Below are 22,768 nucleotides of genomic sequence, written 5' to 3'. Positions count from 1 at the left end.
GCGCAGGCAGGAACCCAGTCCCGCCCTCACCTCGTCCTGGCAACATCTGAACTGGGCTCCTGCCTGCGCAGGAGTACGTCGCGCTGAATGTCCCCAAATGGCCACTTCTGCCCAAAATCCGCCACCCGAAACAAAAACGCCCCGACTTTCCAGCCGGAGCGCTTTTTGCCTCATATCTGCCGCCCTCAGGCCGCCTTGCGTGCCTTGGTCAGCTTCTTGAGCAGCATGTCCCGCTTCAATCGCGAGAGATGGTCGATGAACAGCACGCCCTGCAAATGATCCATTTCATGCTGGAGGCAGGTAGCGAGCAGCCCTTCCAACCGCTCCTCATGAATCCGCCCGTCCCGATCCATCCAGCTCGCCCGGATGCTCGCCGGCCGCTCCACTTCGGCAAACTGGTCGGGAACCGACAGGCAGCCTTCATTATAGATCGACAGGTCTTCCGACCCTTCCAGTATCTCCGGATTGATGAACACCATCGGCTTCTTGACCGGCGGCGCGCCTTCCTCATCCGATTCCGGTTCCTGAAGGTCGATCACCAGCACCCGCTTGGGCACGCCGACCTGAATCGCCGCCAGCCCGATGCCCGGCGCGTCATACATCGTCTCGAACATATCATCGATCAGATGCTGCAAATCGTCATCGATCGCCTCCACCGGAGACGAGATGGTACGCAGGCGCGGATCGGGCGCCTCCAGGATCGGTAGAATGGCCATGGCACCAAAATAATCAAACAGCCCGGAAAATTCAAGCGATCGGCCGCCGCGCCCTAAGCGCCTGCGCCAGCGTGCCTTCGTCCAGATAGTCCAGCTCGCCACCAACCGGCACGCCATGCGCCAATTGGGTCAGGCGCACCGGAAACCGCTCCAGCCGCTCCGCCAGATAATGGGCCGTCGTCTGCCCCTCCAGCGTGGCGTTCATCGCCAGCACCACCTCGTCCATGCCGCCCGCCTCGACCCGCGCGACCAGCGCATCGATGGAAAGATCCTCCGGCCGCACCCCCTCCAGCGCCGAGAGCCGCCCGCCCAACACATGGAAGCGCCCCGGAAACAGCCGCGACTTGTCCAGCGCCCACAGGTCCGCCACATCCTCCACCACGCAGAGCGCCCGCGCGTCGCGGCGCGGGTCAGCGCAGATGCCGCAAGGGTCGACGGTATCGACATTGCCGCATATGCTGCACGTCACCAGCCGGTCGTTCACGGCGTCCAGCGCGCGCAGCAGCGGCTCCAGCGCGGATTCGCGCTTCTTGAGCAGATGCAGCACGGCACGCCGCGCGGAACGCGGGCCAAGGCCGGGCAGGCGGGAGAGCGCCTGCGTCAGCGCGTCGATCTCGGGAGAAGCCATGGAACCGGAATAAGGGCTTGCAAGTCGTGGAGACAAGGGGTTTGAGAAGCCGTCATGCGCATAATCTATATGGGAACCCCTGATTTCGCCGTTCCGGCGCTGGTCGCGCTGGCCAAAGCGGGGCATGAGATCGTCGCCATCTATAGTCAGCCGCCCCGTCCGGCGGGCCGCGGCAAGACGCTGCGTCCATCCCCCGTACACGCCAAAGCGGACGAAATGGGCATCGAGATACGCACCCCGGTTTCGCTCAAGGACCCGGAATTGCGCGACGCCTTTGCCGCGCTCAAGGCGGATGTCGCGGTGGTCGCCGCCTATGGCCTCATCCTGCCCCGCCCGATTCTGGAGGCGCCGCGCTTCGGTTGCCTGAACATACACGCGTCCCTCCTGCCGCGCTGGCGCGGCGCCGCGCCGATCCAGCGCGCGATCCTGTCGGGCGATAATATCACCGGCGTCACCATCATGGACATGGAGGCGGGGCTGGACACCGGGCCGATGCGCGCCAAGCACATCACCCCGATCGAGGACAAGACCGCAGGCCAGCTGACGCAGGAACTGGCCGAGGCCGGGGCGCAGCTGATGGTGGAGGTGCTGGACGATCTGTCGCAGCATCCGCCCGTGCCCCAGCCCGGGGACGGCGTCACCTATGCGTCGAAGATCGACAAGGCCGAATCGCGGATCGACTTCAGCCGCGACGCGCATCAGGTCGAGCGGCAGGTGCGCGCCTTCAACCCCTTCCCCGGCGCCTTCTTCGAATATCGCGGCGAACGTTTTCGCGTCCTCGCCGCCCATGTCGAGGAGCATGGCGGCAGGCCGGGCGAACTGCTCGACAACAGCCTGCTGATCGGCTGCGGCCACGGCGCCATCCGCCCGACGCTGATCCAGCGCGCGGGCAAGGGCGCGATGTCGGCGGGCGAATTGCTACGCGGCCATGACATGCCCGCAGGCAGCCGGATCGACGCCTGAGTCCCATGGCCCGCTTCGCCTTCACCGTCGAATTTGATGGCCGCCCCTTCATGGGCTGGCAGCGGCAGGCCCATGGCCCCAGCGTCCAGCAGGCGATCGAGGACGCCATATATGCCGTCACCGGAGAAAATGTCGCGATCCATGCCGCCGGGCGCACGGATGCGGGCGTCCACGGCCTTGCCATGCGCGCCCATGCCGAGATCGGGAAGGCGATCACGCCCTTCCGGCTGATGGAAGCGCTCAATGCCCGGCTGCGGCCCCATCCGGTGGCGATCCTGGGGTGTGAAGCCGTGGCGGACGACTGGCATGCCCGCTTTTCCTGCATCGGCCGGTCCTATGTCTATCGCATCGCCAATCGCCGCGCGCCGCTGACATGGGAAAGCGGTCTTTGCTGGCGCGTGATCCAGCCACTCGATGAACAGGCGATGCAGGACGCCGCGCAATTGCTGGTCGGGCGGCATGACTTCACCACCTTCCGATCGGCCCATTGCCAGGCGGAAAGTCCGGTGAAGACACTCGACCGGCTGGACGTGGAGCGACAGGGCGACCGCATCGCCATCCATGCCGAGGCGCGCTCCTTCCTGCATCATCAGGTGCGTTCGATGGTCGGTTGCCTGGCCATGGTCGGCATGGGCCGCTGGTCGATCGCCGATCTGGAAGCGGCCCGGGATGCGCAGGATCGCGCGGCGCTGGGCCTTAACGCGCCGCCCGACGGGCTGTATTTCGTGCGCGCCCGCTATCCGGGGGATTGATCAGAGGCTGGCGCGGAAGGGCGTGAAATTCGTGCCTTCGTCATAGACGTCCAGCCCCTCCGCGCGCTTGAGGCCGCCGACCACCATATAGGTGACGGGCGTCAGCACCGCTTCCCAGGTCACTTTCATCAGCCAGTTCGTGACCATCACGGTCAGCACCTGCCGGTCGGTCCAGTCGCCATAGAAGGCCAGCGGATAAAAGAGCAGGCTGTCCACCCCCTGTCCGACGATGGTGGACCCGATAGTGCGGGTCCACAAATGCCTGCCCTGCGTCAGCAGCTTCATCCTGGCGAGCACGAAGCTGTTGGCGAATTCGCCCGCCCAGAAGGCCGTGACCGAAGCGAAGACGATGCGCCAGGTGCTGCCGAACACAGCCTCATAGGCATTCTGATCAGGCCAGCCCTCCGCCGGAGGCAGCTTCACCACCACCCAGCTCATCAGCGCCATGAACAGCATCGCGCCGAACCCGGCCCAGACGCAGCGCCGCGCCCGCGCATAGCCGTAGACTTCGGTCAGCACGTCGCCCAGCACATAGCCCAGCGGAAAGAACAGGATGCCCGCGCCGAAGGTGAAGCCGCCGACGGTCGACAGCTTTGCCGCGCCGATCAGGTTGGACAGCAGCAATATGGCGACGAACCCCGCCATGCAGAAATCGAAATAGCGCAATGGGCGCGCGCCCAGTGCATAGGCGTCGATTTTCCTGATCCCCGCATCGCTCATGCCCCTGTGCATAAATGGCATTCAGCCAAAAGCAATGCCGCGCATGATTGCGCGGGAGGCCAAGCCCCGCTATCGAGCCGCTGACGGCCCCGTAGCTCAGCTGGATAGAGCATTCGCCTTCTAAGCGAATGGTCACAGGTTCGAATCCTGTCGGGGTCGCCATTTCCCCCGGCTCAACCTTTAGAGTCGTTCTTTGTTTTCCGTGATTTCCGAGCCGCCAGACGATTCCATCTGGCTCGAAATCACTCTGGCCCGGCTTTTCTCCGCCGCGACCCGGATCGGCCGCATCGCCTCATACACCATGCCGCTCAGCAGCAGGCTGCCCTGACGCGACAGATGGTCGTCATCGGCGTAAAGCGGCACGCCATGCGCCATGATCGCGCAATGGCCGGTCCGGCAGAGGAGATGGTGCGGATAGATGATGCCGACCGCGAAACGCCGCCGCATCTCATCGAACGCGCCGAACACGCCCCGCTGGCGGCGCAGATAATCCGCCTGCGACAGCGCCAGCCGCGACGGTTCGCTGTAAAGTTCCGCCCGCGCGAGCGTTTCCGGCACGCTGCGGCGGAATTCCGGAATGGGCGCGACCAATATGACACGCCTGCCCATCGCCGTCAGCGTCCGCACCGTTTCCTTCAGGCCCAGGCGGAACAGCGCCGCATCGCGAGTGAGGCTCCTGTCGTCATCCTCATCCCGGCCCAGATAGCAGGGCGTGCCGCCTTCGGGACGGCGACCATTGGCGCACAGGCCCCAGCGGGACACGAGAAAGACTGTGCGGATGGACGGTCTGTCGCGCAGCATCGCCAGCACCTGCGCATTGAACGCACTGCAATCATGGCTCGGCGGCTGATCCAGCCGATCCAGCCCCAACAGCGTCGGACAGGCAGGATAGGAAGCGATCCGCCCGGAAAGCCCCAGCGCATCCGCCGCCTGGTCGAACGCGGGTTTCAGCGCATGGGCGTGCGAATCGCCCCACAGCAGAAAGCTGGGCGCCGAGCCGTTGCGCGCGCCGACCGCGCATAACGCCCGGTCGCGCAGCGGCGCCATGCCCGAGCAACGCTCAGGCAGATAGGCCATGCTCCGGCTTGCCGCGTCGAGCGCCGCGACGGACGGCGCCACCCGTGCGGGCAGGCCGCCGGAGAAATAGAGCAAGGCCCCCGCCCCGCATCCCGCCGCGACCATCGCGCCGGCAAAGGCGAAGGCGCGCGCCGTCGTGAAGCCGCGCGCCTTGCGGAACGGCTCCTCGACGAACCGCCAGGAGAGAGCGGCGACGAGAATCGACAGCAGGATGATCAGCACCTGTTCCCGAAAGCGCCAGTCGCCGTCGGTGCGATAGGTCCAGAAGACGACGATCGGCCAGTGCCAGAGATAGAGTGAATAGGAGATGCGGCCGATCGCCACCGGGACCGCGCTGCCCAGCATCCGGCTGACGGCCGATCCGGTGCGTCCCGCATGCAGGATCAGCATCGCCCCCAGCACGGGACAGAGTGCGTTCAGACCGGGAAAGATGGTCGCGCTGGAAAAACTGGCCACCGCCCAACCGATCAACGCGATGCCGGCAAGCGCGCCAAGCTGCGCTGCGAACCGGCTCCGCAATGGCGGCAACAGACCGGTCGCCAGCAACGCCCCGGCCAGAAACTCCCATGCGCGGGGAAAGGGCAGGTAAAAGGCGAGGATCGGCGTCCGGTCGACCAGCAACAACGCAGCGCCGAAAGACAGGAGCGCCATCGCGCCCAACAGGAGCCGGGTCCGCCCGCCCGTCCAGAAGGCGCAGAGCATGAGCAGCGGGAAGAGGATGTAGAATTGCTCCTCCACCGCCAGCGACCATGTGTGCAACAGCGGCGCCTCCTCTGCGGCGACGCCGAAATAACCGCTGTGCCGCGCGAAATAGAGGTTGCTGGCGAACAGCACCGTCGCCACCGCGCTCATCCCCAGAGCGCGATAATCCAGCGGCAGCAGGATCTGGCTGCCCGCCACTATGGTCACGGCGATCGTCGCGAACAAGGCGGGGAATATCCGTCGGATGCGCCGCGCGTAGAAATGGGTCAGGCTGAACCGCCCCTGTTCCAGTTCCCGCGCGATGATCGAGGCGATCAGATAGCCGGAAATGACGAAGAAGATATCGACGCCGACAAAGCCCCCGGAAAAGGGCCAGAGGTCGACATGGAAGAACAGCACGGGCAGGACCGCCAAAGCGCGCAGCCCGTCAATGTCGCGCCGATAGGCGACGGCAGCGGATGCTTCGACGGCCGGAGGAGCCGGCAAAGCGGGACAGGATGCGCTGGTGGCGATGCTCTTTCCCTCCTTTTTCTAAGGGCTTGGCAAGCATCAACTGATAGAGCCTGTATCGGCGAGCGCATCAGCGCATCGGGACAGGCCAAGGGGTAAAAGGTGGTAGGGATCGGCTGGAAGGCGGACGGGCCTGCCGCTGTCGCGCTAGGCCGATCGGTCTAGCGCCACCCGAACCGCTTATCGGTTCCGCGTCCGCAGCAGCAGATCGTCGGTCACGGTCATGGTGAAGATGGGATCGGCGTCGGGCGGTACTTCGGCAATGGCGTCGACAAAGGCGGCACGGGTTTCCGGATCGTCATAGACCATCTTCCGCTCGAAGGCCGCTCGCCAGGTCGCTTCGTCGGGCCACTCGGCATAGCCGACGAACCGCCCGTCCGCGTCGCGATGCAGCCGCGATCCATAGCTGCCATATTTTTCGCGGATCAGGTCGGTTCCCCGGCGCCAGGCCTTGCGGAACTGCTCTTCCTTGCCGGGGTGGACCCGCCACCAATAGACCGCGATGAACATCGACTCTCTCCTTCATGGGAGAGAATGTCGCAGGGGCCGACCGGTTTCGACAGAAAAAGGGCGCCGGTTCCCCGCGCGCCCTTCCCCCTTCAAAAATCAGAGGACCGACTGGCCGGTCTTTTCCCAGTCGGCCAGGAAGCCGGCAATGCCCTTGTCGGTCAGCACATGGTTGAACAGCGCCTTGATGACGGAGGGCGGCGCGGTCATCACGTCGGCGCCGATCTTCGCGGCCTCCAGCACATGGATGGGGTGGCGGACCGAGGCGACCAGGATTTCGGTGGCGAAGGAATAATTGTCGTAGATCAGGCGGATATCCTCGATCAGCTTCATGCCGTCAAAGCCATTATCGTCATGACGGCCGACAAAGGGCGAGATGAAGCTCGCGCCCGCCTTGGCCGCCAGCAGCGCCTGATTGGCGGAGAAGCAGAGGGTGACGTTCACCATCACGCCCTCGCTGGTCAGCGCCTTGCAGGTCTTGAGCCCGTCGATGGTCAGCGGCACCTTGATGCAGACATTGTCCGCCAGTCTCCGCAACACGGCGGCTTCCTTCATCATCGTCTCATGGTCCAACGCCACCACCTCGGCGGACACGGGGCCTTCGACCAGGCCACAGATTTCTTCCACCACTTCCAGGAACTTGCGGCCCGATTTGTGGATCAGCGAGGGATTGGTGGTGACACCATCCAGCAGGCCGGTGGCGGCAAGCTCGCGGATTTCGTTGGTGTCGGCGGTGTCGACGAAGAATTTCATGGGTCCTGGCTCCGGGGAGGATAAGCGAATCGCGTCCCCTTTAGCCGCTGATGGCGGGATAAGCCATTATTGCCGCGCGAAGGCCTTTACCTTGACCATGACGCAACATTATGACCACGGGACCTTTCCAAAGGACCGATCCATGCTTCCTCTTCAGCGTCCTCGCATGATATGGGACGCGCTCGCCCTCATCGCAAGTTGCGCCGCCCCGCCCGCCCTCGCCGCCACCAGCGAGACGCAGGGCTGGATGACCGAATCGATCGTCATCAAGGCGAGCGATGCCGATATCGTCACCATCGACACCAGCCAGCGTTTCCGCCGCGACGCGTCCAATGGCGACCAGCAGAGCGCGCGCCTCTCGCTGGACCACCGCATTGCGACGGGCGTGCAGATCGGCGGCGGCATGGCCTATTTCCACTCCGGTCCTGAACAGGAAATGCGCCTGTTCGAGCAGATGACGCTGACCAAGGGCATCTGGCTCAGCCGCACCCGGCTGGAGCAGCGTTTCTTCGACACCGCCGACAGGGCGAGCTGGCGCCTGCGTCAGCGGGTGCAGGCTGCCGTGCCGCTGGACGGCGCGAAGCAGTGGACGCTGATCGCGGCGACCGAACTCATGTTCCACCTCAATCGCGCCAGGCCCAGCGACAAGACTGGCCTTGCGGTCATGCGCAACCAGATCGGCCTGCGCCATCCGATTACCAAAGCGATCGACGTCCAGCTGCTCTATATGCGGCAACAGACCTTTCGCGAAAACCGGCCCGATGCCGTCGCCCATGTCCCCTGGCTGACATTGAGCTGGAAAATCTGACACATCCCGCCTTGCCTCCCCAGCCCCGGCCATTAGGGAAGGGGCGATGAGTTCGCGCGCCCGTGTCATCCTGCTGAACGCCGCCCTGGGGCCGCTCGATTATCGCGTGCCGCACGGGATGGACGCCAGGCCCGGCAGCATCGTCGTCGCGCCGCTGGGGCCGCGCCAGATCGTCGGCGTCGTGTGGGAAGAGGATAGCTTCCCCGATATCGAGACGGTGGGCGACAATCGCCTGCGCAATATCGTCGGGCTGGTCGATGCGCCACCGGTGCCCGAAACGGTGCGTCGCCTGATCGAGTGGACGGCGGACTATTATCTGGCGCCGATCGCCGCCGTGCTGCGCATGACGCTGGCGTCGATGGCGGCACTGGAGGGCGCGCGCACCGTCATCGAATATCGCGCCACCGGCGACCTGCCGGACCGCATGACCGAGCAGCGCACACAGGCGATGGAGCGCATCGGCGAGCGGCAGGGGCTGATCCGCGAGCTGGCGATGATCGGCGGGGTGAGCGACGCGGTGATTCGCGGATTGATCAAGGCAGGCGCCTTCGAAGCGATGGAAGTCAGCGTCGATACGCCCTTCCCCATGCCCGATCCCGGCCATGCGCCACCCCTCTTGTCCGACAAACAGGGCGCCGCCGCCGACCAGTTCATCGCAGCGGTCAGGGAACGGGCCTTTGCCCCCTTCCTGCTGGACGGCGTGACCGGATCCGGCAAGACGGAGGTGTATTTCGAAGCCATCGCCGCCGCCATTCGGGAAAAGCGGCAGATACTGGTGCTGCTGCCCGAAATCGCGCTGACCGAACCATTTCTCGAACGGTTCGAGAAGCGCTTCGGCACGGTGCCGGTCAACTGGCACAGCGGCCTGCGCCAGAGCGAGCGGCGGCGGGCATGGCGGGCGATCGCGGCGGGCGAGGCGCCGGTGGTGGTCGGCGCCCGATCGGCGTTGTTCCTGCCCTATCCCGATCTCGGCCTGATCGTCGTCGACGAAGCGCATGAAGCCAGCTTCAAACAGGAGGACGGGGTCCATTATCACGCCCGCGACGTGGCGGTGATGCGGGGCCTGATCGAAAAATTCCCGGTCATCCTCGCCTCCGCCACGCCCGCGATCGAAACGCGGCATCAGGTGGAACTGGGCCGCTATCGCGAGATCAAACTGCCCTCCCGCTTCGGCGGCGCGACCATGCCCGCGATCGAGCAGGTAAACCTGCTCAGCGACCCGCCCGAGCGCGGCCGCTGGATCGCTCCGCCGCTGGTCCGTGCCATTGACGAGAATATGGCGAAGGCAGAGCAGAGCCTGCTGTTCCTCAACCGGCGGGGCTATGCGCCGCTGACGCTGTGCCGCCATTGCGGCTATCGCTTCCAATGCCCCAATTGCACCGCCTGGATGGTCGAGCATCGGCTGACCCGGCGGCTGGCCTGCCATCATTGCGGCCATGTGATCCCCGCCCCACGCTTCTGCCCGGAGTGCAAGGAGGAGGATTCGCTGGTCGCCTGCGGCCCCGGCGTCGAGCGGATCGCGGACGAGGTGAAGGCGCTCTGGCCGCAGGCGCGCACGGCCATCGTGACATCCGACACGCTCTGGTCCCCGGCCAAGGTCGCGGAGTTCGTGAAATCGGTGGAGGCGGGCGCGGTCGACATCATCATCGGCACCCAGCTGGTCACCAAGGGCTATCATTTCCCCAACCTGACGCTGGTGGGCGTGATCGACGCCGATCTGGGCCTTGAGGGCGGCGACCTGCGCGCGTCGGAACGCACCTTCCAGCAGATCGTGCAGGTGGCGGGCCGGGCCGGACGCGGCCAGAAGCCGGGCCGGGTCTTCATCCAGACCCGCATGCCCGAGGCGGAGGTCATCAAGGCGCTGATCGCGGGCGATTCGGAACGATTCTACGAGGTCGAGACGGCCAATCGGCGCCACGCCAACGCCCCGCCCTTCGGCCGCTTCGCCGCGATCATCATCTCCAGCGAGGATGCCGACGAAGCCGCCGAGGTGGCCCGGCTGATCGGCAAGTCCGCGCCCTTGATCGAGGGGATGCGCGTCTATGGCCCCGCGCCCGCGCCGCTTTCCGTGCTGCGCGGACGGCATCGCCATCGTCTGCTGATCCACGCCACGCGGCAGATGGACGTGCAGGGCGCCATCCGCGAATGGCTGGGCAACCTTACGTGGAAATCGGGCACGCGGGTAGCGGTGGACGTCGATCCCTACAGCTTCATGTGATGGCCTGAACCCCCATGGAAAGCCCCTGCGTCAACATCTGCAAGCTCGACAAGGCGGGGCGCATCTGCACCGGCTGCGGACGAACGGTGGATGAGATCGCCCGTTGGCGTGGCATGAGCAAAGCCCAGCGGCGCGCCATCATGGAACGACTGAAGGGGCATTAAGCCGGTGTTCCTGCGCAGGCAGGAACCCAGTCCCGCCATCTCATGATGATCGCAGCCTCGGAACTGGGCTCCTGCCTTCGCAGGAGCACCTATGCTCATAAGGAAACGCTCACCCCTTCTCCCGCTCCAGCAGCAGCTTCTTGCGCTCAACCCCATAAGCATAGCCGCCCAGACTGCCATCGCTCCGCAACACCCGGTGGCAAGGGATCAACACGGCGAGGTTATTATTCCCACACGCCGTCCCCGCCGCCCGTACCGCCCCCGGCCGGCCGATCGCCGCCGCGATTTCGCCATAGGTCCGCGTCTCGCCCGGCGGTATCGCGCGGAGCGCTGCCCAGACCGCCTGCTGAAAAGCTGTTCCACGCACGTCCATCGGCAGATCGAGCGGTGCCGCCGGATCATCGATCAACCGCGCGACCTGTGCCGCCAAGGTCGACAACGCCGCGCCCGCCGGCAGGATTTCCGCCTTGGGAAAGCGCCGGCGCAAATCCGCCTCATCCTCGTCAAAGCTGATCCGGCACAGGCCCCGCGCGGTCCCGGCCACCAGCACCGGCCCCAGGCTGGTGGCCACCACCGCATGCCGAATCACCACGCCCCGTCCCCCGTCCTTCCAGGCGCTGGGGGTCATGCCCAGATGCCGCTCCGCATCGGCATAGGCACGGCTGGGCGCATTATAGCCCGCTTCATAAATGGCCCCGGTGACGCTCCCCCCTTCCTCCAGCGCGCTTTTCAAACGCTCGGCGCGCAGCGAGCGGGCATAAGCGGCAGGCGTCATCCCCGTTTCACGCTTGAACAAGCGATGAAAATGATGCGGCGCATAGCCGGCATGGGCCGCGACCTCCTCCAGCGAAGGCGGCGTTTCGGCCGCCGCGATAAAGGCCGTGGCCGCCGCCACCGCCAGCCGGTCGCGCCCGATCTCATCGGGGCGACAGCGCAGGCAGGCCCGAAAACCTGCCGCCCGCGCCGCTTCCGGATCGGGCAGGAAGATCATGTTCTCACGCCTGGGATGCCGCGCCGCGCAGCTCGGCTTGCAATAGATGCCCGTGGTCAGCACCGCGCCGACGAACCGGCCATCCAGAGCGCGATCCCGGCGGATAAACGCATCCCAGCAGGCATCGGCGTCTGGCAGGGCGTGCTTCGGGACTTCCATATGTCTCATATCGGTCATGCATATGGGATAGCCGGTTGAAAGGCGCCAGACTTCCCGCCGCTTGCGGTCAAAAAGCGGTTTCGCATATTTCCGCATTGCCTCAATCCCACCATCGCATATGAATGCCGCAAATCATGGTCGCCTTATTCCGTCGCCTTGCCCCTGTTCTGGCCGCGCTCCTCGCCCTCGTTGCGCCGATGGGCGCACGTGCGGAGCAGCAGGATATCGCCGCCGCCGCTCGCGGGGTGGTTCGCGTCGTGCTGGTCGCGACCAATGGTTCCGACGCCTATTTCGTCGGCCATGGCAGCGGCTTTGCGGTCGCGCCGGACAAGATCATCACCAACGCCCATGTGGTCGAACTGACGCGGGAGGAGAAGAACCTCGTCATCGGCGTGATTCCTTCGGAAGGGACCAGGACCTATGGCGGCAGGATCATCGCCTTTTCGCCGGGCAACGATCTGGCGCTGATCCAGCTGGAGGAAGGAAGCCTCCCCGTCAGCACATTTTATGCCGGCGCGGTCAGCGACGGCCAGCATGTCACCGCCATCGGCTATCCGGGCACGGTCGATCGGGCGCAGGGCCTGGGCCTCAAGCAGTTGGTCGAGCCATTGGGCACGGTGAAGACCAGCGGCACGGTTTCGTCCGGCCGGGCGAGCCAGACTTTCGACACGGTGCTGCATACGGCGCCACTTGCGGCAGGCAATAGCGGCGGCCCGCTGGTCGATGATTGCGGACGCGTGCTGGGCGTCAACAGCTTCGGATCGGTGTCGGACGGCAATGATGCGGAATTCGGATTCGCCGTTTCCTGGCGCGAGGTCGCCTCTTTCCTGCGTCAGGCAGGCGTGTCTTCGCTGCATACCGTCGGTCCCTGCCGCTCCATGGCGGAGGCCGACGCTACCGAAGCCGCGCTCACCCAGCGCGAGCAAGCGCAGAGCGAGCAATCCGAACGCGCCCGCGCCGATGCCCGCGAAGCCGCCATGGACAAGGCCCGCGACACTGCCGAGCGCGACGTCATCTCCGCCCGCGAAAATGCGATGGCTGGCGCCGCCGTGCTGCTGGCACTGGCAGTGCTGGGACTCGGCGCTGGCGGGCTGTTCTACAGCCAGGGGCGGGAAAAGCGCGCCACATGGTGGCTGGCGGGCGGCGGCCTGCTGCTGTTCGGCGCGATCGGGCTGTTCTTCCTGAAGCCCAGCTTTTCCAGCATCGATGAACGGATCAAGCTGCCCGAGGACAAGGGCGTCACCGCCAATAATGCCTATGCCTGGACGGGTGACAATATTTGCCGCGCGGACGTGAATCGCAGCCGTCTCACCGTGTCCGAACCCAATGACATCGGATTCAACTGGGCCGACGGCGGCTGCGTCGATGGCGACACCCAATATGTGTCCTCGGGCATCGTCTGGCAGCGGGCGAGCATCCCCGACGACCGTAATTTCGTAACGGTCAGCCGTTTCGATCCGGCCACGGGCACGCTGCGGGTTCAGCGTTGGCTGCCCGATATCGACACCATGGCGAAGGTTCGGGCGCTCCGGGGCGACCCGATCAAGGGTTGTGGCAGCGATTCCACGATGCTGGCGAAAATCGCCTCGCTCCAGCGCGATCTTGCCGCCCTGCTGCCCGCCCAGCCCAATGAGCGGATCGTCTACCATTGCCAGAAAGGCCGGCTGACGCCGCCCGACGCCGGAAAATAGCCGATTCCGGCATTATAAAAACTCAGTCAAATCGCGATGATTTCATACTGACGGTCAAATCGCGTTCCATGACTTGCATAGTCATAATCCCGCTGCTAACCGGCCCCCCAACAGGGGACCGGGACGGATCAGACCGCGCCCCCTTTTTGCATGACCGGCAAATCAAGTGCCAGGAATCAAGTGGAGGACGGTAAGCGCGTGGAGACGACCGGCGGTATTCAGGCCAGCCTCAGCGGCCGCTATGCGGTGGCGCTGTTCGATCTGGCCCGCGACGGCAAGACGCTCGACACCGTCGCGGCGAGTCTTGCGGCACTCAAGGCGGCGATTGCCGAATCGGCTGATTTCAAGGGCTTGATCAACAGCCCCGTGCTCAGCCGTGACGCGCAGGGCAAGACGATCGCCGCAGTCGCATCCTCCATGGGGATCGACGCGCTGACGACGAAATTCCTGGGCGTGCTGGCCGAAAACCGCCGCCTTTCGCAGCTGCCTGCGGTCATCCGCGCCTATGAGACGCTGCTGTCGAATCACAAGGGCGAGGCCCGCGCCGAAGTGACGAGCGCGCATCCGCTCGACGGTAATCAGATCACCGCCCTGCAACAGAGCCTGCGGGCGCGCGTCGGCCGCGATGTCGCGGTCGATGCCAAGGTCGATCCCGCGATCCTGGGCGGGCTGGTCGTGAAGATCGGCAGCCAGATGATCGATTCCTCCATCCGCACCAGATTGAACACGCTCGCCCAGGCGATGAAAGGCTGAACATGGATATCAACGCCGCAGAAATTTCGAAGGTCATCAAGGACCAGATCGCCAATTTCGGCACCGAAGCGCAGGTGAGCGAAGTCGGTTCCGTGCTGACCGTGGGTGACGGCATCGCCCGCGTCCATGGCCTCGACAACGTCCAGGCGGGCGAAATGGTCGAGTTCGCCAATGGCGTGCAGGGCATGGCGCTCAACCTCGAAGCCGACAATGTCGGCATCGTGATCTTCGGCTCGGACGCCGAGATCAAGGAAGGCGACACCGTCAAGCGCACCGGCACCATCGTCGACGTTCCGGTCGGCAAGGGCCTGCTGGGCCGCGTAGTGGACGGCCTCGGCAACCCGATCGACGGCAAAGGCCCGATCGTTGCCGACAAGCGCATGCGCGTCGAAGTCAAGGCGCCGGGCATCATCCCCCGCAAGTCGGTGCACGAACCCGTGCAGACCGGCCTCAAGGCGATCGACGCCCTCGTCCCCGTCGGCCGTGGCCAGCGCGAGCTGATCATCGGCGACCGCCAGACCGGCAAGACCGCCGTCGCGATCGACACCTTCATCAACCAGAAGGGCATCAACGCGGGCGATGACGAGAGCAAGAAGCTCTACTGCATCTACGTCGCCGTCGGCCAGAAGCGCTCGACCGTCGCGCAGATCGTCAAGCAGCTCGAAGAAAATGGCGCGATGGAATATTCGATCGTCGTCGCCGCGACCGCTTCGGAACCCGCTCCGCTTCAGTATCTGGCGCCCTATACCGGCGTCACCATGGGCGAATTCTTCCGCGACAACGGCATGCATGCCGTGATCGTCTATGACGATCTGTCCAAGCAGGCCGTCGCCTATCGTCAGATGTCGCTGCTGCTGCGTCGTCCTCCGGGCCGCGAAGCCTATCCGGGCGACGTCTTCTACCTGCACAGCCGCCTGCTGGAGCGTGCGGCCAAGATGAATGACGCCAATGGCGCCGGCTCGCTGACCGCGCTGCCGATCATCGAGACGCAGGCGGGCGACGTGTCGGCCTACATCCCGACCAACGTGATCTCGATCACCGACGGCCAGATCTTCCTTGAAACCAACCTCTTCTACCAGGGCATCCGTCCGGCCATCAACGTGGGCCTGTCGGTGTCGCGCGTCGGTTCCGCCGCGCAGACCAAGGCGATGAAGAAGGTTTCCGGCTCGATCAAGCTGGAGCTGGCGCAGTATCGCGAAATGGCGGCCTTCGCCCAGTTCGGTTCGGACCTTGACGCTTCGACCCAGAAGCTGCTGAACCGTGGCGCGCGCCTCACTGAGCTGCTGAAGCAGGCCCAGTTCTCGCCCCTGCCCTTCGAAGAGCAGACCGCGTCGATCTTCGCCGGCACCAACGGCTATCTCGACAGCGTCCCGGTCAAGGACGTGACCCGCTATGAGGAGCTGATGCTCGCCTATCTGCGTCACGACCATGCCGACGTCCTCGCCGCGATCCGCGACAGCAAGGATCTGGGCGACGAGCCGAAGGCGAAGCTGAAGGCCGCGCTGGACTCGTTCGGCAAGACCTTCGCCTAAGACGCAGTGCTGACCGCCCATTCCCTCCTCGCCTGGACCGTCATGGCGATCGGTCTGGTGCTGTTGCCGGGACCGGACACCATGCTGGTGGCCGGTCACGCGGCGCGCCGTGGGCTGAAGGCGGGAATGGCGGCGATCGGCGGCATCCAGCTCGGCGGGCTGTTCTACATGGCACTGTGCGGCTTTGGCTTCCTCAGCGTGTTGAACGCGGTGCCGGGGCTGTTCATGGCGGTGAAGATTGCGGGCGCGATCTACCTTGCCTGGCTCGGCCTTTCGATGCTGCGCGGCGCTGTGAAGCCCGCGCCCGCATCGGAAACCCCCAAGCTGCGGATCGGCGGGTCGCCCTTCACCCAGGGTTTCATCAGCACCGTGCTGAACCCGAAGGTCGCGATCTTCTTCCTCGCCGCGCTGCCGCAGTTCGTCGGCACCGGCCCGGACGCGCCGTGGCAGGGCATGCTCCTGATCGCGATCGTCTATGGGCTGGGCTTCTTCTGGTGCGCCCTCCTCGCCGCTCTTGCCATGAAGGCGGGGCGCAAGGTCGGGCAGAGCGGCGCGATGCGCTGGTTCGAAGGCGCCATAGGCGTCGGTTTCTTTGGTCTCGCGGGCCGTCTGGCCCTTGCTCGGAATATTTGAACTATGGCTAGCCTCAAGGAACTGAAGCTGCGCATCGGGTCGGTGAAGTCGACCCAGAAGATCACCAAGGCGAAGCAGATGGTCGCCGCCGCGAAGCTGCGCAAGGCGCAGGCCGCCGCCGAAGCCGCCCGCCCCTATTCGGGCCGTCTGGAAGCGGTCGTCGCCAGCCTCGCGTCGAAGATCGCGGGCGGTTCGGGCGAAGGCGCTTCCCCGCTGCTCGCGGGCACCGGCAAGGATGAGGTCCATCTGCTGGTCGTCGCCAATTCCGACCGTGGTCTTGCCGGCGCGTTCAACGCGAACATCGTCAAGGCTGCCCGCGCCAAGGCGCAGGAACTGATCGAGGCTGGCAAGACAGTCCGCTTCTACCTCATCGGCCGCAAGGGCCGTCCGGTCATCAACCGCACCTTCCCCGGCATGATCGTCGCGCAATATGACACGACCGGCGCCAAGGAACCGGGCTATGGGCAGGCCGAAGAGGTCGCGCATGAGCTGACGCAGATGTATCTGAACGGCAAGTTCGACGTCGCGCATCTCTTCTTCTCGCGTTTCCGGTCGGCGCTCGTCCAGATTCCGACCGAGCAGCAGATCATCCCGGTCAAGATTCCCGCCGATGCCGATCGCAACGCCATCGGCGCGACGGTGGAATATGAACCGAGCGAGGAAGCGATCCTCGACGACCTGCTGCCGCGCAACATCACGGTGCAGATCTTCAAGGCGCTGCTGGAAAACAACGCGTCCGAACAGGGCGCCTCGATGACCGCCATGGACAATGCGACCCGCAATGCCGGTGACCTCATCAACAAGCTGACCATTCAGTATAACCGCAGCCGTCAGGCCGCGATCACCACCGAACTCGTCGAAATCATCTCGGGCGCCGAAGCCCTTTAAAGATCACGCACGCAAGGAAGCAGTCATGGCAACCACCAACAATGTAGGCCGCATCTCGCAGGTCATCGGCGCTGTCGTCGACGTGACCTTCCCCGATGCTCTCCCCTCGATCCTCTCGGCGCTGGAAACCAGCAATAACGGCCAGCGTCTGGTGCTGGAAGTCGCCCAGCATCTGGGTGAGAACACCGTCCGCACCATCGCGATGGACTCGACCGACGGCCTGACCCGCGGTCAGGAAGTCACCGACACCGGCGCGCAGATCAGCGTTCCCGTCGGCCCGGCCACGCTCGGCCGCATCCTGAACGTCGTCGGTGAGCCGATCGACGAGCGCGGCCCGGTCGCCACCACCGTCACCGCCCCGATCCACGCCAAGGCGCCGGAATTCGTCGACCAGTCGACCGACGCCTCGATCCTCGTCACCGGCATCAAGGTCATCGACCTTCTCGCTCCCTATGCCAAGGGCGGCAAGATCGGCCTGTTCGGCGGCGCGGGCGTCGGCAAGACCGTGCTCATCCAGGAACTGATCAACAACATCGCCAAGGGCCATGGCGGCACCTCGGTGTTCGCGGGCGTCGGTGAGCGGACCCGTGAGGGCAACGACCTCTATCACGAATTCCTCGACGCCGGCGTTATCGCCAAGGACGCCGACGGCAACGCGATCAGCGAAGGCTCGAAGGTTGCGCTGGTTTACGGCCAGATGAACGAGCCCCCGGGCGCCCGCGCGCGCGTCGCCCTGTCGGGCCTGACCATCGCGGAATATTTCCGCGATCAGGAAGGCCAGGACGTGCTGTTCTTCGTCGACAACATCTTCCGTTTCACCCAGGCGGGCGCGGAAGTGTCGGCTCTGCTCGGCCGTATTCCTTCGGCCGTGGGCTATCAGCCGACCCTCGCCACCGACATGGGCGCCCTTCAGGAGCGCATCACCTCGACCAACAAGGGTTCGATCACCTCGGTTCAGGCCGTGTACGTCCCCGCGGACGATTTGACCGACCCGGCGCCGGCGACCTCGTTCGCGCACTTGGACGCCACCACCGTTCTCAACCGCGCCATTTCGGAACTGGGCATCTATCCGGCGGTCGACCCGCTGGACTCGACCAGCCGCGTTCTGGAACCCCGCGTCGTGGGGCAAGAGCACTACGAAACCGCCCGTGCGGTTCAGGCGATCCTGCAAAAGTACAAGTCGCTTCAGGACATCATCGCGATCCTGGGCATGGACGAGCTGTCGGAAGAGGACAAGCTGACCGTCGCCCGCGCCCGCAAAATCCAGAAGTTCCTGTCGCAGCCCTTCCACGTCGCGGAGGTCTTCACCGGCATCTCGGGCAAGTTCGTCCAGATCGAGGACACGGTGAAGTCGTTCAAGGCCGTGGTCGAAGGCGAATACGACCATCTGCCCGAAAACGCCTTCTACATGGTCGGCGGTATCGACGAAGCCATCGAAAAGGCAAAGAAGCTGGCTGCGGAAGCGGCGTAAGCTGAACAAAGTCTCCCCTCCTGCAAGCGGGAGGGGATTAAGGGGTAGGCCGCGAACGAAGCGAGCGTCGGCCTATCCCAAAATGTTGCAGGCGATTGCTCGCGCAATCGCACCCACCCCTGCTTTGGGTAAACAGCGCCCCGCGCTGTTTAGGTCAAGCCGGGGGCTTGACCGACCCGACGCACCCTCCCGCCTGCGGGAGGGGGAGGATTTGAAAAATGGCACTGCATTTCGAACTCGTGACCCCGGAAAAGCTCGTCCGCTCGGAAGAGGTCTATCAGGTGGTCGTGCCCGGCACCGATGGCGACTTCGGCGTGTTGGAAGGCCACGCGCCTTTCATGTCGACCGTTCGCGACGGCGCGATCCAGATCTTCGCCAGCGCCGGCGGCGCGCCCGAAGTCATCCCGGTGCGCGGCGGCTTTGCCGAGGTCAATGAAAAGGGCCTGACCGTCCTTGCGGAGCATGCGGGCTGACGCACCGCCCGGCCTAACCGCTACCCGAATGCAAAAGGCCGCGGTCTTTTTGGTTAGCAGCTCCTTAACTTTGCACCGGTAATCGGATGCTCAGTTGGGGAGTATCCATGTCCTATATGTTCCAAGACCTTGCGGGCCTTGCCCTCGCCACATTGCTGGCGCCGCTGGTCTTGTATCTGCCAGGCCTGGGCCTGGTTCGCCTGCTGTCCGGCACGGGACTCGCAATCGAAACCTATTGGCAGCGGATCGGCTGGGCCATGCTGCTGGGCCTTGCGATCCTGCCCGTTTTCGACACGTTGCTGATCCGCGTTGCCGGCATGGCGGGCATGGTCCTGCCGAACGCCGCGCTCGCCCTGTGGGGCGCGCCCCTGCTCAAGGAAAGGGATCGCGGCGCATCGCTGTCCCCTTTCCTGCTGATCGCGTTCCTCTGGTGGCTGATCTGCGCCTGGAGCCTGGTCGACGCCGACATCGATCACCGCCTCTACCAGAGCCTGATCGTCCTCGACATGGTCAAGCATGCGGCCGTGGTCGAGCAGATCGTCCGCCAGGGCATCCCCTTTTCCGACCCCTTCTTCGCGCGCGACGGCATTGCGGGCTATTATCATTATTTCTACATCTGGCCCGCCGCGATCAAATGGCTTGGCAGCGACGCCATCAGCGCCCGCATGGCCTTCGCGGGCACGGTCTACTGGACAGGCTTCGGCGTGGTCGCCCTGCTCTGGCGCATTGCCGCAGACGCAGCCTTCATCCGCCCCGGTCGCGACCGCCGCCTGCTGATCCTGGCCATCCTGCTGAGTTTCGTCGCTGGCGCGGACCTGCTGTTCATGCTGCTGCGCTATCTGGTCGTCCACCGGATCGAACCGGAACTCGACAGTTGGAACACCGAAATCCGCACGCTCGGCACCTCGGTGCTCTGGGTGCCGCATCATGTGTCCGCCATGGTCGCGGCCTGGACGGGCATGCTGCTGATCACCCGCGCCGGCCCCGGCAACCGCCTCCTGCTGGGCGCGGCGGCCGGCGCGGCCTTTGCCACCATGTTCGGTGAATCGGCCTGGATTGCCCTCACCATAGCACCGCTGCTTGCAGGCTGGACCCTGCTCCGGCTGTCCCGCCGGGACGCCACGCTGCTTATCGCGGGCGCGACGGCCCTTCTGCTTTCCCTCCCCCAGTTTCATGACATTGTCCACGGCCGCGCGCCCGAAGCCTTCCCCATCGCCTTTGGCGTTCGCCTCTTCACCGTGGTCTTCGCAGCCGACACGCCGACCGCGCAGCTTTTTTGCCTGGTCCTGCTCCCCCTCAACTATGGGCTGGAATTCGGCATTTGCGGCCTTGGCGCCTATCTCTACTGGCGCACGCGCCGGCGGCCGAGCGATAATGGCCTTGCCGTCCGCCGGTTGCTGCTGTGGAGCACGATCACCGCGCTGATCATCGCCAGCTTCGTCAAATCCACCATCATCAATAATGATCTGGGCTGGCGCGCCGTTCTCTTCCCCGTGACGGCCGTGCTGATCTGGACCCTGAGGCTCGCCCAAAGCGTGCCGTCTTTCCGCAGGCTCCATCCGCTGGCAATCGGCCTGCTGGTACTGGGATCGGTCGGCACTGCCTGGGACCTGTTCGGCCTTCGCCTGATCCGACCGCCGCTCTTCCCCGTGCGCCCGATCGAGGTCAATAATTCCCCGCCCACGGCCTACGCGCTGCGGCAGGCCTATGGCTGGGCCGACGACCATCTGCCCGGACAGGCGATCATCCAGCACAATCCCGCGATCACGCTGCGGGTGTTGGATTTCGGTCTGTACGGCCATCACTGGCCCGCCGTCGCGGATGAGCAGGCCAATCTCTTCGGCTCCGGCGCAAAGGCAGCGGCGGATCGGATGGCGCTGCTGAAGCCGATCTTCAACCGTCCCCTTCCCGCGCAGGACATCATCCGGCGCGCCGCCAGCGCCCGCATCGATTATCTGCTGTTTGCCGCGCGCGACCCCATATGGCGCCTGCATGGCGGCCCGCCTGCCGCCTTCCCCTGCGTCTACCGCTCGCCCCTGATCTGCATCGCGCCGATAGCCGGGGAAACCCGGCCATGAAGGCCTTCGCCACGCTCGCCCTCGCCTATGCGCTGACGACGGCGATCGGCTTTCTCCTCTACATCGGCCTCATTCGCAGTCCCCTGCTGGCTACAGTCAGCATCCTCTTCTACAGGGGTGTCGTCATCGCGGGATTGACCGCCCTGCTGCTGTTCGGCGCAGGTCTGTCGCTGCGCCGCCGGCTGCGGCTCGACCCGCCTACGCTGGTGGGCGCTATCGCCCTCTCCCTCTCCTTCAACCTCTGCTTCCTCATCACCTTTCCCGTGACCTTCGACCGGTCCATCACCATGTTCCTGCTCGCCCGGATCGAGCGGCATGATGGCGAGTTCGACGCGCGCGGGCTGGAGCAGATTTATGTCCGCGAATATCTGGGCGACATGCGCCAGATCGACCGGCGCGTGCAGGAACAGGCGCTGTCCGGCAATATCCGCGTCGATCGGGGACGCATCCATATCACCCCTCAGGGCCGGCGCCTGCTCGAAGGCGGGCGGGTGATCGGCGGCTGGTTCGGCGCCGATCCCCGCTTCGTCACGGCGCCGCCATCCCCGGCGCATTAGCCATTTATCAAAGTTTCCACCTTATTCACCTTTAGCAGCCACGGCTGATGCACATTATTTCGGCGGAGAATCATGAGCGCGTTTGGACGGAAAAATGGACCCGCGGGCATCAAGCCGGGCTTCGGCATCGCCCGCCCCATGCAGGGCGGCGCGCCCAAGGAAGAGATCAGGGGCGGCGATCAATTCCCACCGCTCGACATGACGGCGCTGCCCACGGAAGCGCCGCTCGACCCGCTGTCCGCACCGACCAGCCAGATGCAGCGCAATGCCGACGCGATGCAGCGCCTGTCCGATCGCGCCAACGCCGAACACGCGCCCGATGCCGGACCGCAGGGCTTTGAAGCGTCCGTTCACAAGATCAAGGAACAGGTCCTTCCCCGTCTGCTGGAGCGCGTCGATCCCGAGGCCGCCGCGACGCTCACCAAGGATGAACTGGCTGAGGAATTCCGGCCGATCATCATGGAAGTGCTGGCCGAGCTGAAGTTCACCCTCAACCGGCGCGAACAGTTCGCGCTGGAAAAGGTACTGGTCGACGAGCTGCTGGGCCTTGGCCCGCTTGAAGAACTGCTGGCCGATCCGGACGTCACCGACATCATGGTCAACGGTCCGGAGCAGACCTATATCGAAAAGAAGGGCAAGCTCCAGATCGCGCCGATCAAGTTCCGCGATGAAGAGCATCTGTTCCAGATCGCCCAGCGCATCGTGAACAAGGTCGGCCGCCGCGTCGACCAGACCACGCCGCTGGCCGACGCCCGCCTGCCCGATGGCTCCCGCGTCAACGTGATCGTGCCGCCGCTTTCGCTGCGCGGCACTGCCATCTCAATTCGTAAATTCTCGGCCAAGCCGATCACCATCGACATGCTTGCAGGCTGGGGTGCGATGAGCCCGAAAATGGCGACCGCGCTCAAGATCGCCGGCGCCTGCCGCTTCAACATCGTGATCTCGGGCGGTACCGGTTCGGGCAAGACCACGATGCTCAACGCCCTGTCGAAGATGATCGACCCGGGCGAGCGCGTGCTGACGA

At 65.0% G+C, this 22,768-nt stretch carries 22 protein-coding genes and 1 tRNA gene; 16 read left to right on the top strand and 7 right to left on the bottom strand.

Annotated elements, in window-relative coordinates; genetic code table 11:
* Positions 1-185: 185 nt before the first annotated feature.
* Entirely contained in the window at positions 186-716 is a 531-nt protein-coding gene (def, locus tag RUH75_RS19220) for a peptide deformylase (RefSeq protein ID WP_313808794.1), read from the bottom strand.
* A 31-nt stretch (positions 717-747) separates the two neighbouring features.
* Positions 748-1,344, bottom strand: a complete 597-nt coding sequence (recR, locus tag RUH75_RS19215) for a recombination mediator RecR (protein ID WP_313808793.1) — start codon at positions 1,342-1,344, stop codon at positions 748-750.
* A 54-nt stretch (positions 1,345-1,398) separates the two neighbouring features.
* Between recR and fmt the strand changes: the two genes are divergently transcribed.
* Together fmt and truA are read left to right on the top strand one after the other, a co-directional pair.
* The gene (fmt, locus tag RUH75_RS19210) at positions 1,399-2,307 is read left to right on the top strand and encodes a methionyl-tRNA formyltransferase (RefSeq protein ID WP_313808792.1); all 909 of its coding nucleotides are present in this window, start codon (positions 1,399-1,401) and stop codon (positions 2,305-2,307) included.
* A gap of 5 nt (positions 2,308-2,312) precedes the next feature.
* On the top strand, positions 2,313-3,059 hold the full coding sequence (gene truA / locus RUH75_RS19205) for a tRNA pseudouridine(38-40) synthase TruA (protein ID WP_313808791.1): 747 nt from the start codon (positions 2,313-2,315) through the stop codon (positions 3,057-3,059).
* Here truA and RUH75_RS19200 read toward each other — a convergent pair whose 3' ends face one another.
* The gene (locus tag RUH75_RS19200) at positions 3,060-3,779 is read right to left on the bottom strand and encodes a queuosine precursor transporter (protein WP_313808790.1); all 720 of its coding nucleotides are present in this window, start codon (positions 3,777-3,779) and stop codon (positions 3,060-3,062) included.
* An 85-nt stretch (positions 3,780-3,864) separates the two neighbouring features.
* On the opposite strand from RUH75_RS19200, the gene RUH75_RS19195 reads away from it, so the two are divergent.
* A tRNA-Arg gene (locus RUH75_RS19195) sits at positions 3,865-3,941 on the top strand.
* 18 nt (positions 3,942-3,959) lie between these two features.
* On the opposite strand, the gene RUH75_RS19190 is transcribed toward RUH75_RS19195, so the two are convergent.
* From RUH75_RS19190 to fsa, 3 genes are all read right to left on the bottom strand, one after another.
* Complete coding sequence (locus tag RUH75_RS19190) at positions 3,960-6,044, bottom strand: acyltransferase family protein (protein ID WP_313808789.1); 2,085 nt, start codon at positions 6,042-6,044, stop codon at positions 3,960-3,962.
* A gap of 204 nt (positions 6,045-6,248) precedes the next feature.
* Positions 6,249-6,578 (bottom strand): antibiotic biosynthesis monooxygenase, encoded by a 330-nt coding sequence (locus RUH75_RS19185; RefSeq protein WP_313808788.1) that lies wholly within the window; start codon positions 6,576-6,578, stop codon positions 6,249-6,251.
* Positions 6,579-6,674: 96 nt separating this feature from the next.
* Positions 6,675-7,328, bottom strand: a complete 654-nt coding sequence (fsa, locus tag RUH75_RS19180) for a fructose-6-phosphate aldolase (RefSeq protein WP_313808787.1) — start codon at positions 7,326-7,328, stop codon at positions 6,675-6,677.
* A 166-nt stretch (positions 7,329-7,494) separates the two neighbouring features.
* Here fsa and RUH75_RS19175 point away from each other — a divergent pair, with 166 nt between their 5' ends.
* Genes RUH75_RS19175 through RUH75_RS19165 form a run of 3 tightly spaced genes read left to right on the top strand, consistent with a single transcriptional unit; the run spans position 7,495 to position 10,518 of the window.
* Positions 7,495-8,136, top strand: a complete 642-nt coding sequence (locus tag RUH75_RS19175) for a DUF2490 domain-containing protein (RefSeq protein WP_409592400.1) — start codon at positions 7,495-7,497, stop codon at positions 8,134-8,136.
* A gap of 46 nt (positions 8,137-8,182) precedes the next feature.
* Complete coding sequence (locus tag RUH75_RS19170) at positions 8,183-10,354, top strand: primosomal protein N' (protein ID WP_313808785.1); 2,172 nt, start codon at positions 8,183-8,185, stop codon at positions 10,352-10,354.
* Between the two features lie 14 nt (positions 10,355-10,368).
* Entirely contained in the window at positions 10,369-10,518 is a 150-nt protein-coding gene (locus tag RUH75_RS19165) for a DUF1289 domain-containing protein (RefSeq protein WP_313808784.1), read from the top strand.
* 109 nt (positions 10,519-10,627) lie between these two features.
* Here the strand turns inward: RUH75_RS19165 and ada are convergent, their stop codons facing one another.
* Positions 10,628-11,686, bottom strand: a complete 1,059-nt coding sequence (gene ada, locus RUH75_RS19160; protein WP_313808783.1) for a bifunctional DNA-binding transcriptional regulator/O6-methylguanine-DNA methyltransferase Ada — start codon at positions 11,684-11,686, stop codon at positions 10,628-10,630.
* 116 nt (positions 11,687-11,802) lie between these two features.
* Here ada and RUH75_RS19155 point away from each other — a divergent pair, with 116 nt between their 5' ends.
* The 10 genes from RUH75_RS19155 to RUH75_RS19110 form a co-directional block, all read left to right on the top strand.
* On the top strand, positions 11,803-13,359 hold the full coding sequence (locus tag RUH75_RS19155; RefSeq protein WP_313808782.1) for a serine protease: 1,557 nt from the start codon (positions 11,803-11,805) through the stop codon (positions 13,357-13,359).
* 198 nt (positions 13,360-13,557) lie between these two features.
* Entirely contained in the window at positions 13,558-14,112 is a 555-nt protein-coding gene (locus RUH75_RS19150; protein WP_313808795.1) for a F0F1 ATP synthase subunit delta, read from the top strand.
* 2 nt (positions 14,113-14,114) lie between these two features.
* Entirely contained in the window at positions 14,115-15,644 is a 1,530-nt protein-coding gene (atpA, locus tag RUH75_RS19145) for a F0F1 ATP synthase subunit alpha (RefSeq protein WP_313808781.1), read from the top strand.
* Positions 15,645-15,650: 6 nt separating this feature from the next.
* Complete coding sequence (locus tag RUH75_RS19140) at positions 15,651-16,277, top strand: LysE family translocator (protein WP_313808780.1); 627 nt, start codon at positions 15,651-15,653, stop codon at positions 16,275-16,277.
* A gap of 3 nt (positions 16,278-16,280) precedes the next feature.
* Complete coding sequence (locus tag RUH75_RS19135; protein ID WP_313808779.1) at positions 16,281-17,165, top strand: F0F1 ATP synthase subunit gamma; 885 nt, start codon at positions 16,281-16,283, stop codon at positions 17,163-17,165.
* A gap of 25 nt (positions 17,166-17,190) precedes the next feature.
* Positions 17,191-18,636, top strand: a complete 1,446-nt coding sequence (gene atpD, locus RUH75_RS19130; RefSeq protein ID WP_313808778.1) for a F0F1 ATP synthase subunit beta — start codon at positions 17,191-17,193, stop codon at positions 18,634-18,636.
* Positions 18,637-18,854: 218 nt separating this feature from the next.
* Positions 18,855-19,109 (top strand): ATP synthase F1 subunit epsilon, encoded by a 255-nt coding sequence (locus RUH75_RS19125; protein ID WP_242124824.1) that lies wholly within the window; start codon positions 18,855-18,857, stop codon positions 19,107-19,109.
* A 107-nt stretch (positions 19,110-19,216) separates the two neighbouring features.
* The gene (locus RUH75_RS19120; RefSeq protein ID WP_313808777.1) at positions 19,217-21,187 is read left to right on the top strand and encodes a hypothetical protein; all 1,971 of its coding nucleotides are present in this window, start codon (positions 19,217-19,219) and stop codon (positions 21,185-21,187) included.
* Complete coding sequence (locus RUH75_RS19115; protein ID WP_313808776.1) at positions 21,184-21,744, top strand: hypothetical protein; 561 nt, start codon at positions 21,184-21,186, stop codon at positions 21,742-21,744. The genes RUH75_RS19120 and RUH75_RS19115 overlap by 4 nt, the downstream gene beginning before the upstream one ends.
* 72 nt (positions 21,745-21,816) lie before the next feature.
* Positions 21,817-22,768 (top strand): ATPase, T2SS/T4P/T4SS family (locus tag RUH75_RS19110; RefSeq protein WP_313808775.1); only part of this gene is annotated, 952 nt, incomplete at its 3' end.

The organism is Sphingobium sp. (assembly GCF_032153725.1).
Classification (GTDB): Bacteria; Pseudomonadota; Alphaproteobacteria; order Sphingomonadales; family Sphingomonadaceae; genus Sphingobium.
This window is presented reverse-complemented; position numbering and strand designations above follow the sequence as displayed.

Bases quoted from the DNA above. Each gene is read 5' to 3' on its own strand.
- def (WP_313808794.1), bottom strand. From the start codon at position 716: ATGGCCATTCTACCGATCCTGGAGGCGCCCGATCCGCGCCTGCGTACC.
- recR (WP_313808793.1), bottom strand. From the start codon at position 1,344: ATGGCTTCTCCCGAGATCGACGCGCTGACGCAGGCGCTCTCCCGCCTG.
- fmt (WP_313808792.1), top strand. From the start codon at position 1,399: ATGCGCATAATCTATATGGGAACCCCTGATTTCGCCGTTCCGGCGCTG.
- truA (WP_313808791.1), top strand. From the start codon at position 2,313: ATGGCCCGCTTCGCCTTCACCGTCGAATTTGATGGCCGCCCCTTCATG.
- RUH75_RS19200 (WP_313808790.1), bottom strand. From the start codon at position 3,779: ATGAGCGATGCGGGGATCAGGAAAATCGACGCCTATGCACTGGGCGCG.
- RUH75_RS19185 (WP_313808788.1), bottom strand. From the start codon at position 6,578: ATGTTCATCGCGGTCTATTGGTGGCGGGTCCACCCCGGCAAGGAAGAG.
- fsa (WP_313808787.1), bottom strand. From the start codon at position 7,328: ATGAAATTCTTCGTCGACACCGCCGACACCAACGAAATCCGCGAGCTT.
- RUH75_RS19175 (WP_409592400.1), top strand. From the start codon at position 7,495: ATGATATGGGACGCGCTCGCCCTCATCGCAAGTTGCGCCGCCCCGCCC.
- RUH75_RS19170 (WP_313808785.1), top strand. From the start codon at position 8,183: ATGAGTTCGCGCGCCCGTGTCATCCTGCTGAACGCCGCCCTGGGGCCG.
- RUH75_RS19165 (WP_313808784.1), top strand. From the start codon at position 10,369: ATGGAAAGCCCCTGCGTCAACATCTGCAAGCTCGACAAGGCGGGGCGC.
- ada (WP_313808783.1), bottom strand. From the start codon at position 11,686: ATGACCGATATGAGACATATGGAAGTCCCGAAGCACGCCCTGCCAGAC.
- RUH75_RS19155 (WP_313808782.1), top strand. From the start codon at position 11,803: ATGGTCGCCTTATTCCGTCGCCTTGCCCCTGTTCTGGCCGCGCTCCTC.
- atpA (WP_313808781.1), top strand. From the start codon at position 14,115: ATGGATATCAACGCCGCAGAAATTTCGAAGGTCATCAAGGACCAGATC.
- RUH75_RS19135 (WP_313808779.1), top strand. From the start codon at position 16,281: ATGGCTAGCCTCAAGGAACTGAAGCTGCGCATCGGGTCGGTGAAGTCG.
- atpD (WP_313808778.1), top strand. From the start codon at position 17,191: ATGGCAACCACCAACAATGTAGGCCGCATCTCGCAGGTCATCGGCGCT.
- RUH75_RS19125 (WP_242124824.1), top strand. From the start codon at position 18,855: ATGGCACTGCATTTCGAACTCGTGACCCCGGAAAAGCTCGTCCGCTCG.
- RUH75_RS19120 (WP_313808777.1), top strand. From the start codon at position 19,217: ATGTCCTATATGTTCCAAGACCTTGCGGGCCTTGCCCTCGCCACATTG.
- RUH75_RS19115 (WP_313808776.1), top strand. From the start codon at position 21,184: ATGAAGGCCTTCGCCACGCTCGCCCTCGCCTATGCGCTGACGACGGCG.